Below are 17,481 nucleotides of genomic sequence, written 5' to 3' on the forward strand. Positions count from 1 at the left end.
TCGACTTGCATGTGTTAAGCACGCCGCCAGCGTTCATCCTGAGCCAGGATCAAACTCTCCGTTGAAGTAAAACAGACACAACACGCGCCCCCGGGAAAACGGGATGCACACGCTGCACAAAATTTGAAACCAGCTAAAAACACCAGACCACACCACGGGGTGGCGGGCCCGGCAAATTCAACCAATTCAATACAATAAATTGGTATCAACAAACTTGGCACACTATTGAGTTCTCAAACAACAGACACATTCGAATACTTGCCGAAACAATTCATTTCCATGAATCTTTTATTTCGCTTTTCTTCGCTGCGATGTTTACAGCTTATTTCATTCATTTCCACTTTGCAAATTCGCGATTTTCATCGGAATTTCGCTTTGTGGAGCGAATCCGCCCAGCATAATTGAAGCAATTTTCATTATGTGCGCCTGGCGCATGAAGAATTGCTTCTCATTTGTGGGGGTTTGTCACCACTCAACGGCGGCAACTCAGAAAACAATACACGCTCCTCCCCGGCCGTGCAAATCGGCCGGGAAGGAGCGTGCAGGTGCGTTTTCGGTACCGGTCAGGATCCGGTACCGGTCAGGATCCGGTACCGGTCAGGATCCCGTGCTGGTCAGGACGCGGCGACTTCCACCGTTGCCAGGTTCTTCTTGCCCCGGCGCAGTAGCAGGTAGCGCCCGTGCAGCAACTCGCTGGCCGCAATAACGGCGTCGGGGTCAGACACCTTCGCATTGTTGACGTAGGCGCCGCCCTCCCCCACGGTGCGGCGTGCGGCGGACTTGCTCTCAGACAGACCGGAGGCGACCAGCAGCTCGATGATGCCCAGGGCGCCGGCGTCAACCGTGGCGGAGGGCAGCTCGGAGGTCGCCGCCTTCAGTGTCGCTTCGTCCAGTACGGAGAGGTCGCCGTTGCCGAACACCGCGGCGGAAGCCGCAATGACCTTCTCGGTGGCGTCCACGCCATGGACGAGCGAAGTCACCTCGTAGGCCAGCTTTCGCTGGCCCTCGCGGGCGAAGGGCCGTTCGGCGATCGCGAGCTCCAGTTCCTCAATCTCGGCGCGGCTCAGGAAGGTGAACACTTTGAGTCGGTCCGCGACGTCGGCGTCCGCCGTGTTGAGCCAGAACTGGTAGAACGCGTACGGGCTGCACATGGTTGGATCCAGCCAGATCGCGTTGCCCTCGCTCTTGCCGAACTTGGTGCCGTCAGAGTTGGTGATGAGCGGCGTTCCCAGGGCGTGGACGTGTTTGCCCTCAACCTTGCGGATGAGCTCGGTGCCACTGGTGAGGTTGCCCCACTGATCCGAGCCGCCGGTCTGCAGCATGCAACCGTAGTCGCGGAACAACTGCAGGTAGTCCATGCCCTGCAGGATCTGGTAGCTGAACTCCGTGTAGCTGATGCCTTCGTCGGAACTGAGGCGGGAGGCGACGGCGTCCTTCCGGAGCATGGTGCCGACACGGTAGTGCTTGCCGATCTCGCGCAGGAAGTCGATGGCGCTCAGGGGCGCCGTCCAGTCCAGGTTGTTGACCATCCGGGCTGCGTTGTCGCCCTCGAAGCTCAGGAACCTACGGACCTGGGCCTGAAGGTAGCCTACCCACTCGGACACGGTGTCCTTGGTGTTCAGGGTGCGTTCCGCCGTCGGACGCGGATCACCGATCAAGCCCGTGGAGCCGCCCACGAGTCCGAGCGGCTTGTGGCCGGCCAGCTGGATCCGGCGCATGAGCAGCAGCTGGACCAGGTTGCCCAGGTGCAGGCTCGGCGCGGTCGGATCGAAGCCGCAGTAATACGTCACGGGATCGCCGGCGAGGAGCTTTTCGAGCTCCGCCTCATCCGTGGAGACGTGGACAAGGCCGCGCCATTTCAGCTCCTGCCAGATATTGGCAAAGCTGGGATCGTTCTGCTGGGCATCGAGAATATTTAGCTGGGACACGGAATCTAAGTTAGCAGGATCAACCGGGCGGCAGCGCAGGTGACGCCTGCCGGCCCGGCCTACTCCTCGATGCCTGCCGGGACTCCGGCGGCGGCGGCGATGAGCCGCAGGCGCTGGGTGGGCCGGGTCATGGCCACGTACAGGTCACCCACCCGGCCGTGCTCGTGATTGAGCATGTCCGTCGGTTCCAGGACCACGACGCCGTCGAATTCCAGGCCCTTCGCCTCGCGGGGACTGATCACCACGATGTCCTGCGCGTAACTCCCCGCGCCCGTCCCGACCCGGTGGCCGTACACGGCCCGCAGTGCCGCGCTGGCCTCGGGGAGAAGGCCGCCGTCGGCGATGACCGCCAGCAGGCCGCCCTCGATGGCGTCCAGTTCCTCCGGAAGCACCTCGACGAGCTTGTTGACGATCTGGCCCTGGCCGACTTTGTCGATGACCGGGGACCAGCGCCCTTCCCGCACGGCCTTGGGCGCCGAAACCACCAGTCCGGCCGCGGTCGCCATGCGGGCGGCGGCCTCGGCGATCTGGGACGGGGTGCGGTAGTTGACGGTCAGCTCCTCGAGCTGCCAGCGGTCGCCGAACATCGGGCCCAGTGCGCTGTGCCAGGAGTTGGCGCCGGCAACAGAACTGGTCTGCGCGATGTCGCCCACGATCGTAAAGGACTTCAGCGGGCAGCGTCGGACCAGCAGCCGCCACTGCATGGGTGACAGCTCCTGCGCTTCATCCACCACAATGTGCCCGAAGGCCCAGGAACGGTCCGTGGTGGCACGCTCTGCAGCGGTCAGCCGCGTCTCACGCTCCTGGTTCTGGTCCACCAGGTCTTCTGCCGTGACAAGGACGTCCACACCGGCGGTTTCCATGTTGACCAGGGTCTGCTTGGCGTTGGCCAGGTCGCGGGCCCGGTCCTGTTCCTGCTGCGCCAGGCCGCGCCCGGCGGCGGCATCAAGCTCGCCGAGCAATTCGGCAGCCTCGTCCAGCAACGGAACGTCGGACTCGGTCCAGGGCGAATCGGCCGGACGGAGCAGCAGTGCGCGTTCTTCCGGGCTGAAGTTCGGGGTGCATGCCTCGAGGATGGCCGGCTTGCTGAGCAGCTCCCCCACGAGTTTCTCCGGGGTCATCGGCATCCAGCACAGGTTCAGGGCGATCCGGACATCCCGGGCCGAGCGGACATCCTCCGCCAGGTAGGAGCGGTCGGCGTTGTTGCCGATGTTGCCTGCCTCCACCAGCTCCGTCATCTGCTCGGTCAATTCTCGGAGCAGGATCTTGACGAAGGAGACGCGGGCCTCGTTGTGCGGTTTGCCCGTGGCGCGCGCCCTCTCCTTGGCGCGGCGGACCTGCCTGGGCGTGAGGACCAGTTTGCGGCCGTCCACCTCAAGGGTCCGGTTTCCGGCCGGAATGCGCTGCCGGTTGGCCACGGCGTTGGCGACCACCTCGGCCATGTCGAGCCGGCCCTTGATGGCGGCGACGGCGGAGTCCGGCTCGGCAACGGCGGTGATGCCGGGCATCAGCCGGCCCAGGCTCGCCATGACGACGCCGGTCTCGCCGAGCGAGGGCAGCACGCGTTCGATGTACTTCATGAAGGACGACGTCGGCCCCACCAGCAGGACGCCGGCGCTCTTGAGCCGGTCCCGGTGCGTGTAGAGCAGGTACGCGGCGCGGTGCAGGGCGACAGCGGTCTTGCCCGTGCCCGGGCCACCCTGGACGACGAGGGCGCCGGAGATGGAGGAACGGATGATCCGGTCCTGCTCGGACTGGATGGTGCCGACGATGTCTGACATCCGGCCCGTCCGCTTGGAGTTCAGGGCAGCCAGCAGGGCACCCTCGCCCTGGAGCGAATCGTTGTCGGCGAGCATGTCGGCGTCGAGCACGTCATCCTCGATTGCCTTGACCTCGCGGCCCTGCAGGATCAGGTGGCGGCGGCGGCGGACGCCCTGCCGGTCGAATGCCGTGGCCTGGTAGAAATGACCCGCCTCGGGCGCACGCCAGTCCACCATGAGCCGTTGCAGGTCCTCGGTGGTCAGGCCGATGCGGCCGATGTACTGGGCCTCCCCGGAATCCAGGTCCAGGCGGCCGAACACGAGCCGGTCATCGACGGCGTCGAGCTGGGCGAGGCGGTCCTCGTAGAGGGCGGCGAAGGCATCACGTTCGGAAACGTTCTGCATGGTGCCCACGGCACCGGCCCGGCGCACCTGGGCCAGCTGGGTGCGCTTCTCCGCCCGCAACTCATCGAGTCGGGCGTAAAGTCCGGCCACATAGTCGCGTTCATGGACCAAATCAGCGTCGTGCATCGAACGTTCCCCTATCGAAAAAGACAGACCCACCATTCTACAGCCATTTCGTCGGCACGGCTGTTGCTTGTCGCCGAACGATGCCAAGGCAGTCTTCGTCAGGGAATTCTACCGACACGGCCCGGATGGTCCAGCCCGGCAGGCCCGCTAAATCCGCAGCAGGGACCGGACGTTGTGGCCGGTCAGGGCTGTGCGGCCGCCAAGATCGTCGAGTTCCATGACCACACCGATGCCTGCCACGTGGATCCCGCACCGCTCGAAGAGCCGCGCCGCGGCGCCGAGCGTGCCGCCCGTGGCGAGCACGTCGTCGAGGATCAGCACCCGGCTCCCCGGCGCCAGGTCCGTGGTGTGCAGCTCAAGGGTGGCGGTGCCGTACTCCAGAGCGTAGTCCTCGGAGAACACCTCGCGCGGAAGCTTGCCGGCCTTGCGGACCGTGATGACCCCGGTCCCGGTGGCGTAGGCGGCGGCCGCCGCGAGCAGGAAGCCGCGGGCCTCCACTCCGGCGACGGCGTCGAACTGGCCCTGGAAAGGTCCCACCAGGGCATCGACGACGGCCCCGAAGGCGGCACCGTCGGCGAAGACTGGGGTCAGGTCCTTGAAGCTGACGCCGGGTTTGGGATAGTCCGGGATGGTGGCGCACAGGCTCTTGATCAGTTCATCCACCGGCATTGCAGTCGTCGTCTGGTTCGGGTCGCTTTGATTCACCCATCCACCTTACTGGCTGGTAGCCGGAAGCTTCCCGGGCCTTCCGTGCCGGCGGCCCGCGGCAACCCACCGGCCATCCAATGTTCACGCTGTCGGTGCCGGATTCGCCGCTCCTGTCCATCCCGCCGGTGATTGAATGCTCGAATGCGACACGAAATCGTCCTCTCCGGCCATGGGGTTCGGCTGGTTCCGCTGGCCCCGCACCATGCGGCGGGTCTCTTCGATTTTGTGGACGCCGGCATGTGGGCAGGCATGGCGGCACCGATGCCTGGGACTGCCAGTGAGCTGGCGGCGCTGTTCCGGTCACGGCTGGAGGATCCCGCCACTATCCCGTTCGCAGTCACGGACGGGCGCACCGGCGCCCTGCTGGGCACGACGTCCCTCCGCGACTACGTTCGGGACCAGCAACGCCTGGAAATCGGCGGAACATTCTACGGGCGGCAGTTCTGGGGCAGCCACGTCAATCCGGCGAGCAAGCACATGCTCCTCGCCTAGGCCTATGAGGTACTGGAAGTGGACCGGGTGGCTTTCCGCTGCGACGCCCGCAACACCAGGAGTGCGACGGCGATCGAACGGCTCGGCGCACAATTCGAGGGGGTCCTCCGCGGCCACCGCGCGGCGCCAGGCGGGGGACGAGCGGACACCGCCGTCTTCTCGATCCTCTCGCAGGAGTGGCCGCACGTGCGCGAGGACCTGCGGCGCCGGCTCGCCCCCTTCGCCGTCGGCGCCGACTATTCACTGGGCAGCCCGCAGCAACTTGGAACCCCTAATCCCCTGCCGGTGGCGGCAAGGCGTCCGGATGAACGGGAGGCCCGGCATCTGGGGGCACGGCATCTGGAGGCACGGAGTCCGGTTCCGGCGGGCGCAGGAGTCCGTTGGCAAGCCCGTAGTTGACGATGTCCAGCGCTTTTCGTAGCGCGCGCTCGGCGTCGAACCGCCCGGCCGCCACGCGGCTCAGCCGGGCGTAGTCCCCGGCCCATCCGGACCGGCGGAACCTGTCGGCGTCACCGTGAAGGAGCCGTCCATAGAGGACGTCCTCGAACAAGTCATGGTCGGCCAGAGCGATTTCGGCCATCAGCGCCTCGCGGTCCCGGATCATCACGTTGGTGAACATCCCGGCCGCTTCTGCTGCGCCCTGGGCTAGCCGGGAGTCCGCCGAGTAGTTGCACAGGCGCAGCGCCCGCACCACGAGTTTGAGCGAAACGTGTTCTTCGGGAACGATGAATTTGCGCAGCAGGGCCGCGCGGAAGAGCTCAATCCAGTGCCGGCGCTCTGCCTCGACGGAGTCCGCCGCGACCTGCACGCCGTCGGGGGTGAACAGTTCCACCATGCGGAAGTACTCGGTGGCCAGCTCCGCGAAGATCTGGAGCCGCTCCAGCTCGCTGCCCGGTTTTCCGCGCTTCCCCTCGCCCATAATGCTCCATCATCCCCCACCGCACGTGCCGGCATCAGCGCGCGGGAACGGGGCGCACACAGTGCCCGCTGCCTCACGCGCCGCGGGCGCTTGGCGCCTTTGCCGGCTTTGCCGCCTTGTAGCGGGAGACGGTCGGGTCGCCGCTGAGCCAGAACCGCCAGGGGTACTCGTGGCTGCCGCCGTCGCCGGAGACGCCGACGCGCGGACCGGAGCTGATGCCCGCGGCGACCGCCTCCGGAGGCTGCGCGGCCGGTTCCAGCCGGAACGGCGGCGCGAGGGCATCCCGCCCGCTGTCCGCCGTCGTCAGTCCCAGCGCGGTCGCCAGCCGGGCAGGCCCGCTCGCGAGGTCGACATCCGATTTCGACGTCGGCCGTCTGGCCCTCGCCAGTTCATGCCCCGCGACCACTTCGCCGGCCCGCAGCAGGAGCGCCGACGCCACGCCCTCGGGCCCGCACACGATATTGGCGCAATGGTGCATCCCGTACGTGAAATACACGTAGAGGTGGCCGGCCGGGCCGAACATCGGGGCGTTGCGGGCCGTTTGGCCGCGGAAGGTGTGGGACCCGGGGTCAGGGTGGTGCGAATCATGCGGGCCCAGGTATGCCTCCACTTCGGTAATCCGAACCGAGACGGATCCGCCGGGCCCGTCGTGCGTCAGCACCGCGCCGAGGATCAGCGGCGCCACGTGCCGGGCATCGGCCGAGAGCAGCGCGCGGACGGACACGGCCGCGCCGGACTCCATGCCGGACTCGGCAGGAAGCGGGCTGGAAGTCATGCTCAGACTTTAACAAACACCGCCAAAGGTGAGGACGGCCGTGTCCGAATTCCGCTAGCAGCTGCTCCGCGAAGCTGGCAGGATGGGGTGATGGACTTCTGGCAGCGCTACCGGGCAATCGATGCCCGGGACACCCGATTCGACGGGCAGTTCTACACAGCTGTCCGGACCACCGGCATCTATTGCCGGCCATCGTGCCCCGCGCGGACGCCCAAGGCGGACAATGTCACGTTCTATGAAACGTCCGCCGCGGCGCACGACGCCGGCTACCGTGCGTGCAAACGCTGCCTGCCCGAGGCCGTGCCGGGTACGCCGGCCTGGAACGTGCGCTCCGATATCGCCGGCCGGGCCATGCGGCTCATCAATGACGGCGTGATCAACCGCGACGGCGTCGAGGGGCTCGCGGCCCGGCTCGGATACTCCTCGCGCCAGCTCAACCGGATCCTCAGCCACGAACTCGGCGCCGGCCCGCTGTCCCTGGCGCGGGCCAGCCGCGCCCAGACCGCCCGCACCCTGCTGGTCTCCACCGCCATGAAAGTCTCGGACATCGCCTTCGCCGCCGGATTCAGCAGCGTGCGCCAGTTCAACGAGACCATCGGCGAGGTCTTTGCGATGACGCCTTCCGCGCTCCGGGCCACAGCCAGGCATCACCGCTCCCCCGCGGCCACCACAGCGCTCACGCTCAACCTTCCGTACCGCGAACCGTTCGACCCGGGCGTCTTTGATTTCCTGGCCGTCCGCGCCATCCCCGGGATCGAGGAAGGTACCTCCACTTCCTACGCCCGGACCCTGCGGCTGATGCACGGCGATGCCCGCTTCCGGGTGGATTACGACGCCGGCACGGCCGGGCGTCCGCTCGTGCTGACCATCGGCGCCGTCGACCTCCGGGATCTGGCCGCCCTGTTGAGCAGGGTCCGCCGGCTGCTGGACCTGGACGCCGATCCGGTCGCCATCGATGCCGCCCTCGAGGCCGACTCCCGGCTGGCCGCCGCGGTGGCGCTCACGCCGGGCATCCGGATGCCCGGCGCCGTTGATCCGCAGGAACTGCTGATCCGGGCGATGATCGGCCAACAGATCACCGTGGCCGCCGCGCGGACCGCCCTGGTCCAGCTTTCCGCGGCCGGGAGCACGAGTCTGGTGCCCGATGACGGCCTCCACCGGCTGTTCCCGACGGCCGCACAGATCGCCGGGACCGGCTTCGAACTGCTCCGCGGCCCGCAGCGGCGGATCGATGCTGTCCGGGGCGCCGCGGCGGCGATGGCCTCGGGCGACCTCGATTTCGGCTACGGCGATGACGTGCAGGGGCTGGAGGCCAAACTCCTGCCCCTGGCCGGCGTCGGGCCGTGGACCGTGGGATACGTCGCGATGCGGGTCATCGGCGCGCCGGATGTGTTCCTGGCCAACGACGCCGCGGTCCGCAATGGCATCCGTTCACTCGCCGAGACACCCGACGGCGCCACCCTCGCCCCGGATTTCCGTGAGGTCGGCCCCTGGCGCTCTTACGCCACCATGCACCTGTGGCGCGCAGCAGCGGCTGCCCAGGCCGCGGCGCGCAAGCCGTCCCTGCCGCCGAGGCAGGCTCCAACGCAGAACCCCAAGCAGACTCCGAAGCAGACTCCGAAGGAAGCGAAACCATGAAAGCCCAGCTGTTGACCATGTCCACCCCGGACGGTCCGTTCACCATCATTGCCCGGGACGGGGCTGTCCTGTCGTCGGGCTGGACCGCCGTTCCCGGCGAGCTGACCGGCCAGATCCACGCTGCCCTGCTTCCGGCCGGATTCGAGACCGTCACCGGGCTGGGCGAGATCTCCGAGGCCGTGGAGGCGTTCTATGCCGGCGATCCGGAGCCTGCCATGGGGGTGCCGGTGCTGCAGAAGTCCGGTCCGTTCCGCAGCCATGCCTGGGACGTGCTGCGCACGGTCGCGCCGGGGCGCCCGGTGACCTACACGGAGTACGCGGAGCTGTCCGGCAACGCCAAGGCCGTCCGGGCGGCGGCCAGTGCCTGCGCCTTCAATGCGGCGGCCCTGTTTGTTCCCTGCCACCGCGTCATCCGCACCGACGGGACGCTGGGCGGCTTCCGCTGGGGGCTGGCCGTCAAGGGCAGCCTGTTGGACCGGGAACGCGAAGCAGCCCTCGCGACGGCACGGCCCTGAGCCTTATTCCGTAGCCCGCCCGGCCCGGGCGGGCTCAGTTGTTGACGGGTGCACCGTGTGCGAGGGACGGCCTGCCGGACCCGGGCGTACTCAGTTGTTGACCGGAACGCCGGCAGGCCAGGGCAGCAGCTTCGGAAGGTCGACGCCGTCGGCCGCGGCGGTGGCGCGCAGGCTGCCGAGGGTGGGGGTGCGGCCGGCGAGCCACGCGGCGATGTCCGTGAGCATGCCGTTGATCACGGTCGATGTTCCGCCGCTCCCGATGGCCACCGCGGGCAGGCCGAGCGGCTGCAGCACGAAGCGCTGGCCCTCGGGTACCCGCGCGGAGAGGAAATCGAAAAGGTGCCCGCAGAACGGGCGACTCCAGGTTTCCGGTCCGTGGCCGGTGCCGAGGTCGGCGGCATGGATGACGAGTTCGCGCCACAGTGCCAGGCCGCCGTCGAACACGATTCCTCCCCGGTAGGTGATGGGCTCACGCCAGCCGGCCGCGTCGAGGGAGTCGAAGGCGCGCAGGGCCCGGTCCAACGCTGCGTCGAGGTCGGCCCGGTGCTGCCCGAGGCTGTGGCCGGCCGCCATCTCGATGGCGCGGTTTCGCCCCTCGAAGCCGCCGTCATAGAGTTCGACGCCCTCGCCGCGGGTGGCAAATTCGAGCTGCCGGCCCATCGCGTTGGCAATCCCGCAGATGTGGGCCAGCACGTGCCCGCGGCTCCAGCCGGGCAGTTCCGACGGCGCTTTGATGTCCTGTTCCGTCAGTTTCGCGGCGATTCCGGCCACGACTCCGGCGGCGCGGTGCAGTTCTGCCCGAAGGTTCTCTGGTGTGATTGAGGTCATGGCGCCCATCCTAAACCGAGCCACCCAATTAAGTCGGATTAACTGAGCGTTGCCCGGTCAGCGGGGCGCGTAGCGGTGCCGGATGTGCCGGCGGTCGTGCCGGGCCTGCCAGAATTCGATTTCGCGGGGCCGGATGGCGTAGAGCTGCCAGTCTGTGTTTTCATTGTCTGCATTTTCGCCGTCGTCGGCGCCGGGCCGGGCCCGCCAGTCGGCGGCCGAGGCTTCCGCGGACAGCTCCACGACGTCCCCGGCCACCCGCACCTGGCGGCCCTGGTGTTGCCAGAAGAAGTTCAGCGCCGCGTGCGGGTTGGCCGTGAGCTCCTTGCCCTTGCGGGATTTCCGGGACGTGGCGAAGTGCCAGCCGTCGGCGTCGATGTCCTTCAGGATCAGCATCCGCGACGACGGCCGGCCGTGCTCATCGGCGGTGGCCAGGCTGCACGCATTGGGCTGCGGCACCCCGGCCGCCAGGGCCTCGTCCAGCCACAGCCGGAACAGCTCCGCGGGGTCAGCGGGCGCCGCCGCCGGGTCGAAGTCCGGGAGCACTTCCGGGAAGTCGGGCAGGGCACGCAGCAGTTGGCGGAACGATTCGCTCATGTCGCAATGCTAGCGGGGAGTTTTCGGCGGCAAACGCCAAACGCTCCCTCACTTTTGGCAGGAAATCCGCCGACGCTCCTGCAGGCAATGCAGGAGCGTCGGCCGAGACGCTGCCGGAACTCCCCACCGGCCCCCTAGCCTCGCAAGCTCGGCCAGGGAACCCTGCCCGCGTGGCCCCTCTCGCGTCTGCTAGCTAGCCCGCGTACTCGCGCACGCCGGCGAGCTCGCCCTCGAGGGCCAGCAGCTGGCGTTCGACGGCGGCCGGTGCGGTGCCGCCCTGCGAGTTCCGACTGTTGAGCGAACCCTCGGTGGACAGGACCGTACGGACCTCCGGCGTCAGGTGCCCCGAGATGGCGGCGTATTCCTCGTCCGTGAGGTCCCAGAGCTCGACGCCGCGGCTTTCGGCCTGCTTGACCGCGGCGCCGGAGAGCTCGTGCGCCTCGCGGAACGGCACACCCTGGCGGACCAGCCATTCGGCGATGTCCGTCGCCAGCGCGAAACCCTGGGGAGCCAGCGCTTCCATCCGTTCGGTGTTGAACTTCAGCGTCGCGATCATCCCGGAAACTGCCGGGAGCAGGACCTCCAGGGTGTCGGCGGCGTCGAAGACCGGTTCCTTGTCCTCCTGCAGATCGCGGTTGTACGCGAGCGGCAGGCCCTTCAGGGTGGCCAGCAGCCCGGTCAGGTTGCCGATCAGCCGGCCGGCCTTGCCGCGAGCGAGTTCGGCCACGTCCGGGTTCTTCTTCTGCGGCATGATCGAGGAGCCGGTGGAGTAGGAATCGTGCAGGGTGACGAAGGAGAACTCCTTCGTGGCCCACAGGATCACTTCCTCCGAGACCCGGGACAGGTCCACGCCGATCATGGCCGTGATCCAGGCGAACTCGGCGAAGACGTCGCGGGAGGCGGTGCCGTCGATCGAGTTGTGCGTCGCCGAGAAGAAGCCGAGGTCCGCGGCGACGGCCTCGGGGTCCAGGCCGAGCGAGGAGCCCGCCAGGGCACCGGAGCCGTAGGGCGAAACCCCGGCGCGCTTGTCCCAGTCGGCCAGCCGCTGCACGTCGCGCAGCAGCGCCCATGCGTGGGCCAGCAGGTGGTGGCTGAGCAGGACCGGCTGGGCGTGCTGCAGGTGGGTGCGGCCGGGCATGGCCACGCCCTGGTGCGCCTTGGCCTGGTCCACGAGAGCGTCAATCGTGGCGAGCACGCCGCGGGCGATGATCCGGGCGTGGTCGCGCAGGAACATCCGTCCCAGGGTGGCCACCTGGTCGTTGCGGGACCGGCCGGCGCGGAGCTTGCCGCCGAGCTGGGTACCGGCGCGTTCGATCAGGCCGCGCTCGAGCGAACCGTGCACGTCCTCGTCGGACTCGGCCGGCAGGTAGGCGCCGGAGGCGACGTCCTCATCCAGCTGCGTCAGGGCGGCCAGCATGCCGTCGAGTTCGGCGTCGTCCAGCAGCCCGGCCTTGTGCAGCACGCGGGCGTGCGCCTTGGACCCGGCGATGTCGTAGCGGGCCAGCCGCCAGTCGAAGTGCGTGGACTTGCTCAGCGCGGCGAGGGCGTCCGCGGGGCCGCCGGCGAACCGGCCGCCCCACAGCGCTCCCGTATTTGTCGCCTCAGACTTAGTGGTTTCCGACTCAGCCACAGGGGCTACTCTCCTGCGACGCGGATGTCGCGGCCGGAGGCAACCTTGGCGGACATGCCCCACAGCTCGATGAAGCCGCGCGCCATCGACTGGTCGAACGTGTCGCCGGTGTCGTACGTGGCAAGGTCGAAGTCGTAGAGCGAGGTCTCGGAGCGGCGTCCGTTGACGATTGCCTGGCCGCCGTGCAGCACCATGCGGATGTCACCGGAGACGTACTTCTGGGTGTCCTCGATGAAGGCGTCGAGGGAGCGCTTGAGCGGCGAGAACCACTGGCCGTCGTAGACCAGCTCGGCCCAGCGCTGGCCGACGGTCGCCTTGAAGCGGGCCTGCTCGCGCTCGATCGTGATGTCTTCGAGGTGCTTGTGCGCGGTGATGAGCGCCATGGCGCCCGGTGCCTCGTAGATCTCGCGGGACTTGATGCCCACGAGGCGGTCCTCGACGACGTCGATCCGGCCCACGCCCTGGGCGCCGGCGCGGCGGTTGAGTTCCTTGATGGCCTGCAGCGGGGTGACCTTGACGCCGTCGATCGCGACCGGGACGCCGGCCTCGAAGGAGATGGTGACCTCATCCGGTGCCGGCGGGAATTCCGGGGTGGCGGTGTAGTCGTAGATGTCCTTGGTGGGGGCGTTCCAGATGTCCTCGAGGTAGCCGGTTTCGACGGCGCGGCCCCAGACGTTCTGGTCGATCGAGTACGGGTTCTTCTTGGTGGTCTCGATCGGCAGTCCCTTTTCCTCGGCGAAGGCGATGGCCTTGTCGCGGGTCAGGGCGAGGTCACGGACCGGGGCGATGCACTTCAGGTCCGGGCCGAGGGTCTGGATGCCGACTTCGAAGCGGACCTGGTCGTTGCCTTTGCCGGTGCAGCCGTGGGCGACGGTGGTGGCGCCGAATTCGCGGGCGGCCTTGACCAGGTGCTTGACGATCACCGGGCGGGAGATGGCCGAGACCAACGGGTAGTGGCCCTGGTAGAGGGCGTTGGCCTTCAGCGTGGGCACGCAGTACTCGTTGGCGAACTCGTCGCTGGCATCGGCGACGTAGGCCTCGACGGCGCCGCAGCCCAGCGCGCGCTGGCGGATGGTCTCCAGCGATTCGCCGCCCTGTCCGACGTCGACCGCCACGGCGATGACCTCGGCGCCGGTGGCTTCACCGATCCAGCCGATGGCTACGGAAGTATCCAGGCCACCGGAGTAGGCCAGAACAATACGCTCAGTCACGGAAATGCTCCTTATGTTGTTTGGTGATGCTTTAAGTCTGGGAAAAATCTGTCTGTTGCAAGCCTGTCACACACCCCGGGTGCCCGGTCCTGTGAGGGCTCATGGAGTGGCCTATTGGCCGGCTTCCTCGGCGAACTGCAGGAAGCGTGCGGCGATGTCCGCGCCGCCCAGGGGGTCCCGGGTGACAAGCAGGACGGTGTCGTCCCCAGCGATGGTGCCCAGGATCGAGGGCATCACGGAGTGGTCGATGGCGAGGGCCAGGAAGTTCGCTGCGCCCGGCGGGGTCCGAAGCACCACGAGGTTGGCGGAGGCCTCGGCGGTGACGAGCAGTTCCCCGCACAACCGGGTCAGCCGGGCGTCGAGGATTTCCTGTGTGACGCCGCTCTTGGCCGCCCGTTCGCCGCCCTCCCCCGGGACGGCGTAGACCAGCACGCCGTCCTTGCCGCGGACCCGGACGGCGCCGAGTTCCACGAGGTCGCGTGACAGCGTGGCCTGGGTGACCTGGACGCCGTCGTCCGCGAGCAGCGCCGCGAGCTCGGCCTGGGAACGGACAGATTCGCCCGTGAGAATCGCCGTGATCCGCGCCTGCCGGGCTGTCTTGGTGGCCGGGCTGGCCCCAGGAGAGGCTGGCTGGACGGACATCAGGCCGGTCCGCCCACCGGTGCCGGACCATCGAGTGGCGCCTGCCCACCGACTGGCGCCAGACCGTCAACCACTGCCAGACCGGAGCGGTGCATGAGCCAGGCCATGAGTGCCTTCTGCGCGTGCAGCCGGTTTTCGGCCTCGTCCCAGACCACCGACTGCGGGCCGTCAATGACGTCCGCGGCGATCTCGTAGCCCCGGTAGGCCGGGAGGCAGTGCAGCACGACGGCGTCCGGCGCCGCGAGCTTCATCGCGTCGGCATCCACGGAATAGGCGCGGAACAGCTTCATCCGCGCTTCCTTCTCCGCCTCCTGGCCCATGGACACCCACGTGTCGGTCGCGACGACGTCGGCGCCCAGGAGCGCTTCGGCGGCGTCAACCGTCACCAGCACCGAGCCGCCGGTCTCCGCGGCGCGGTCCTCGGCGGCGGCGATGATCTCCGGCGACGGCAGGTAGCCTTCCGGTCCGGCGATGCGGACGTTCATTCCCGCCGTCACGCCGGCCAGCAGGTAGGAGTTGGCCATGTTGTTGGCCGAGTCGCCCAGGTAGGCCATGGTCAGGCCCTGGAGCGAGCCCTTGTGCTCCTTGACGGTCAGCAGATCGGCCAGGAGCTGGCATGGGTGGTAGTCATCGCACAGGGCGTTGATGACCGGAACGCGGGAGTTCTCGGCCATGGCGACGAGCCCGGCGTGTGCGCCGGTGCGCCACACAATGGTGGCGACCATGCGTTCGAGCACCTTGGCGGTGTCCTCGACCGATTCTTTGTGCCCGATCTGCGCCTCGCCGGGGTTGATGATGAGCGCGTTGCCGCCCATGTCCGCGATGCCGGTGGCGAAGGAGACCCTGGTCCGGGTGGAGGTCTTGTCGAAGATGACGGCCACCGTCCGGCGGCCGTTGCCGTCCGCGGCGAAGGGCTGCACGCTGTAGGGCGCGGCCTTCATCCGGACGGCGAGCTCGAGGACCTCGGCCTGTTCGGCCGGGCTGAGGTCCGTGTCCTTGAGGAAGTGGCGGGCGGGCACTGAGGCGGTCACGGCGGCGGTCACTTGGCGTCCTTTGCAGCGTTGGTCTTGGCGGTCTCGAGCAGTGCCGGCAGGGCGGCCAGGAAAAGGTCTGCCTGCTCGGTGGTCAGGATCAGCGGGGGCGCCAGCCGGATGGTGCGCGGGCCCGGGCTGTTGACGATGAACCCGGCGTCGAGACCGGCGGCCACGACGCCCGGGGCGACGTCGGCGTCGAGGTCGAAGCCGATCAGCAGCCCCTCGCCGCGGACCTCGGTCACGCCGGCGATTCCGGCGAGGCCGGCGCGCAGATGCTCCCCCAGGTTCCGGACGTGGGCCAGGATGTCCTGGTTTTCCAGGACGTGCAGGGTGGCGAGGGCGGCGGCGGTGGCCACCGGGTTGCCGCCGAATGTCGTCCCGTGCTGGCCGGCGGTCAGCAGAGCAGACGTTTCCGGGCCGAACGTGACGAGCGCGCCGACCGGGAAGCCGCCGCCCAGGCCCTTGGCGAGGGTAACGGCGTCGGGCATGATCCCGGCGTCCTCGCTGGCCAGCCACTTGCCGGTGCGGCCGATGCCGGTCTGGACCTCGTCGAGGATCAGCAGGGCGCCGGCCGCGCTCGTGGCCTCGCGGGCCGCCTTGAGGTAGCCGGCAGGCAGCGGCCGGACGCCGGCCTCACCCTGGATCGGTTCGAGGAAGACGGCAGCGGTGGTCTCATCAATGGCGGCGCGGAGGGCCTCGATGTCACCAAACGGGACATGCACGACGCCGCCGGGCAGCGGCGCGAACGGCGCCCGGTAGGCCTCCTTGGAGGTCAGCGCGAGGGCGCCCATGGTGCGCCCGTGGAAGGCGCCTTCGAGCGCGATGATCTTGGTGCGCGGCTTCGCTGCTTTTTCCGCGACAGTATTCTCCGCGGCCGCGGACTGGCTGGCGCCACTGTTACGGCGCGCCAGTTTGAAGGCCGCCTCGACGGCCTCGGTGCCGGAGTTGGCGAAGAACACCTTGGAGCCGGCCGGGGCCTTGGACAGTTCCAGCAACTTCTCGGCCAGGGCGATCTGGGTGGGGCTCGTGAAGAAGTTCGAGACGTGGCCCAGGGTGGCCAGCTGGCTGGAGATCACGGAGGTCACGAACGGGTGGGCGTGGCCGAGGGCGTTCACCGCGATGCCGCCGAGCAGGTCCAGGTATTCCTTGCCGTCGGCGTCCCACACGAGGCAGCCGGCGCCGCGGACCAGGACCCGCTGCGGGGTGCCGAAGACGCCCAGCAGGGAGGACGAGTAGCGGGACAGCCACTGCGCGCCACTGGCGCGCGAGTGAACTAGATCCGCTACCGGAGAGTGTTCGAGATCCGTGGAAGGTGCGGTTTCGATCTGGTTCATTTGCTTTCCTCATCGGGGACGACCTGGGTGCCGATGCCGGCGGTCGTAAAGGTTTCCAGGAGCATCGAGTGCGGCAGGCGGCCGTCCACGATGTGGGCGCGCTCGACGCCGTCGTCAATGGCCTTCAGGCATGCCGCCATCTTCGGGATCATGCCGGACTCGAGGCGCGGCAGCATCTCGCGCAGCTCCGACGCTGTCAGCGACGAAATGAGCGATGACCTGTCCGGCCAGTTGGCGTAGAGGCCCTCGACATCGGTCAGGATGACCAGCTTGGAGGCACCCAGGGCCGACGCGACCGCGGCCGCCGCCGTGTCCGCGTTCACATTAAGTACCTGACCGGTGGTGGATCCGTCGTCGTGGATCTCGGGGGCAACGGTGGAGATCACGGGAATCCGGCCGGCCGCGAGGATGTCCACAATCCCTTCCGGGTTCACCCCGACCACCTCGCCCACCAGGCCCAGGTCCACCTCTTCGCCGTCCACCACGGTGCCGGCGCGGACGGCGCGGAGCAGGCCGCCGTCTTCGCCGGACATGCCGACGGCGTACGGGCCGTGGGAGTTGATCAGGCCCACGAGTTCGCGTCCCACCTGGCCGGTGAGGACCATCCGGACCACGTCCATGGCCTCGGGCGTGGTGACGCGCAGCCCGCCCTTGAATTCGGATTCGATCCCGAGCCGGCTGAGCATGGCGTTGATCTGCGGGCCGCCGCCATGCACCACCACGGGGTGGATGCCGACGTGGTGCAGGAACACGACGTCCTCGGCGAAGGCGCGGCGGAGCTCGTCATTGACCATGGCATTGCCGCCGTACTTGATCACCATCGTGCTGCCGGCAAAGCGCTGGATCCAGGGCAGCGCCTCGATCAGCGTGGCGGCTTTGTCCCGGGCGTCGGACTGGGAGGTGGTCTCGCGGGTCTGGGTGTTCATGCTGTTCGTCCTCTGT

The 17,481-nt window shown here is 68.2% G+C and carries 16 protein-coding genes and 1 rRNA gene; 3 read left to right on the forward strand and 14 right to left on the reverse strand.

Annotated elements, in window-relative coordinates; genetic code table 11:
• From AC1DRO_RS08185 to AC1DRO_RS08200, 4 genes are all read right to left on the reverse strand, one after another.
• Positions 1–65, reverse strand: a 16S ribosomal RNA gene (locus tag AC1DRO_RS08185); the annotation flags it as partial.
• Positions 66–614: 549 nt separating this feature from the next.
• Positions 615–1,928: a tyrosine--tRNA ligase gene (gene tyrS / locus AC1DRO_RS08190; RefSeq protein ID WP_028277280.1), complete on the reverse strand. Its 1,314-nt coding sequence runs from the start codon at positions 1,926–1,928 to the stop codon at positions 615–617.
• A 59-nt stretch (positions 1,929–1,987) separates the two neighbouring features.
• Positions 1,988–4,219, reverse strand: coding sequence for a HelD family protein (locus tag AC1DRO_RS08195; protein ID WP_476950483.1), 2,232 nt, complete (start codon positions 4,217–4,219; stop codon positions 1,988–1,990).
• 147 nt (positions 4,220–4,366) lie between these two features.
• On the reverse strand, positions 4,367–4,888 hold the full coding sequence (locus AC1DRO_RS08200) for an adenine phosphoribosyltransferase (RefSeq protein ID WP_243181808.1): 522 nt from the start codon (positions 4,886–4,888) through the stop codon (positions 4,367–4,369).
• Between the two features lie 180 nt (positions 4,889–5,068).
• On the opposite strand from AC1DRO_RS08200, the gene AC1DRO_RS08205 reads away from it, so the two are divergent.
• Positions 5,069–5,419 carry a GNAT family N-acetyltransferase gene (locus AC1DRO_RS08205; RefSeq protein ID WP_476950484.1) on the forward strand — a complete coding sequence of 117 codons (351 nt, stop codon included), beginning with the start codon at positions 5,069–5,071 and terminating at the stop codon, positions 5,417–5,419.
• A gap of 271 nt (positions 5,420–5,690) precedes the next feature.
• Here AC1DRO_RS08205 and AC1DRO_RS08210 read toward each other — a convergent pair whose 3' ends face one another.
• Complete coding sequence (locus AC1DRO_RS08210; RefSeq protein ID WP_476950485.1) at positions 5,691–6,338, reverse strand: hypothetical protein; 648 nt, start codon at positions 6,336–6,338, stop codon at positions 5,691–5,693.
• Positions 6,339–6,411: 73 nt separating this feature from the next.
• Complete coding sequence (locus AC1DRO_RS08215) at positions 6,412–7,113, reverse strand: DNA-3-methyladenine glycosylase (protein ID WP_476950486.1); 702 nt, start codon at positions 7,111–7,113, stop codon at positions 6,412–6,414.
• 90 nt (positions 7,114–7,203) lie between these two features.
• Between AC1DRO_RS08215 and AC1DRO_RS08220 the strand changes: the two genes are divergently transcribed.
• Positions 7,204–8,751, forward strand: a complete 1,548-nt coding sequence (locus AC1DRO_RS08220) for an AlkA N-terminal domain-containing protein (protein WP_476950487.1) — start codon at positions 7,204–7,206, stop codon at positions 8,749–8,751.
• Positions 8,748–9,266, forward strand: coding sequence for a methylated-DNA--[protein]-cysteine S-methyltransferase (locus tag AC1DRO_RS08225; protein ID WP_476950488.1), 519 nt, complete (start codon positions 8,748–8,750; stop codon positions 9,264–9,266). Before AC1DRO_RS08220 ends, AC1DRO_RS08225 begins: the two co-directional genes overlap by 4 nt.
• Positions 9,267–9,356: 90 nt before the next feature.
• On the opposite strand, the gene AC1DRO_RS08230 is transcribed toward AC1DRO_RS08225, so the two are convergent.
• From AC1DRO_RS08230 to argB, 8 genes are all read right to left on the reverse strand, one after another.
• On the reverse strand, positions 9,357–10,094 hold the full coding sequence (locus AC1DRO_RS08230) for a maleylpyruvate isomerase family mycothiol-dependent enzyme (protein WP_476950489.1): 738 nt from the start codon (positions 10,092–10,094) through the stop codon (positions 9,357–9,359).
• 57 nt (positions 10,095–10,151) lie between these two features.
• Positions 10,152–10,688 (reverse strand): pyridoxine/pyridoxamine 5'-phosphate oxidase, encoded by a 537-nt coding sequence (locus AC1DRO_RS08235; protein WP_243181789.1) that lies wholly within the window; start codon positions 10,686–10,688, stop codon positions 10,152–10,154.
• Between the two features lie 193 nt (positions 10,689–10,881).
• Complete coding sequence (argH, locus tag AC1DRO_RS08240; RefSeq protein ID WP_028277270.1) at positions 10,882–12,318, reverse strand: argininosuccinate lyase; 1,437 nt, start codon at positions 12,316–12,318, stop codon at positions 10,882–10,884.
• A 5-nt stretch (positions 12,319–12,323) separates the two neighbouring features.
• A complete protein-coding gene (locus AC1DRO_RS08245) occupies positions 12,324–13,529 on the reverse strand; it encodes an argininosuccinate synthase (RefSeq protein WP_028277269.1) in 1,206 nt (401 codons plus the stop codon).
• 111 nt (positions 13,530–13,640) lie between these two features.
• Positions 13,641–14,171, reverse strand: coding sequence for an arginine repressor (locus tag AC1DRO_RS08250; protein WP_079551248.1), 531 nt, complete (start codon positions 14,169–14,171; stop codon positions 13,641–13,643).
• A complete protein-coding gene (gene argF / locus AC1DRO_RS08255; protein WP_476950490.1) occupies positions 14,171–15,214 on the reverse strand; it encodes an ornithine carbamoyltransferase in 1,044 nt (347 codons plus the stop codon). Before argF ends, AC1DRO_RS08250 begins: the two co-directional genes overlap by 1 nt.
• A complete protein-coding gene (locus AC1DRO_RS08260; protein WP_476950491.1) occupies positions 15,211–16,539 on the reverse strand; it encodes an acetylornithine transaminase in 1,329 nt (442 codons plus the stop codon). The genes argF and AC1DRO_RS08260 overlap by 4 nt, the downstream gene beginning before the upstream one ends.
• Positions 16,536–17,465, reverse strand: a complete 930-nt coding sequence (gene argB / locus AC1DRO_RS08265; RefSeq protein WP_476950492.1) for an acetylglutamate kinase — start codon at positions 17,463–17,465, stop codon at positions 16,536–16,538. The genes AC1DRO_RS08260 and argB overlap by 4 nt, the downstream gene beginning before the upstream one ends.
• Positions 17,466–17,481 lie beyond the last annotated feature (16 nt).

It is taken from the genome of Arthrobacter sp. P4_F11 (assembly GCF_056401395.1).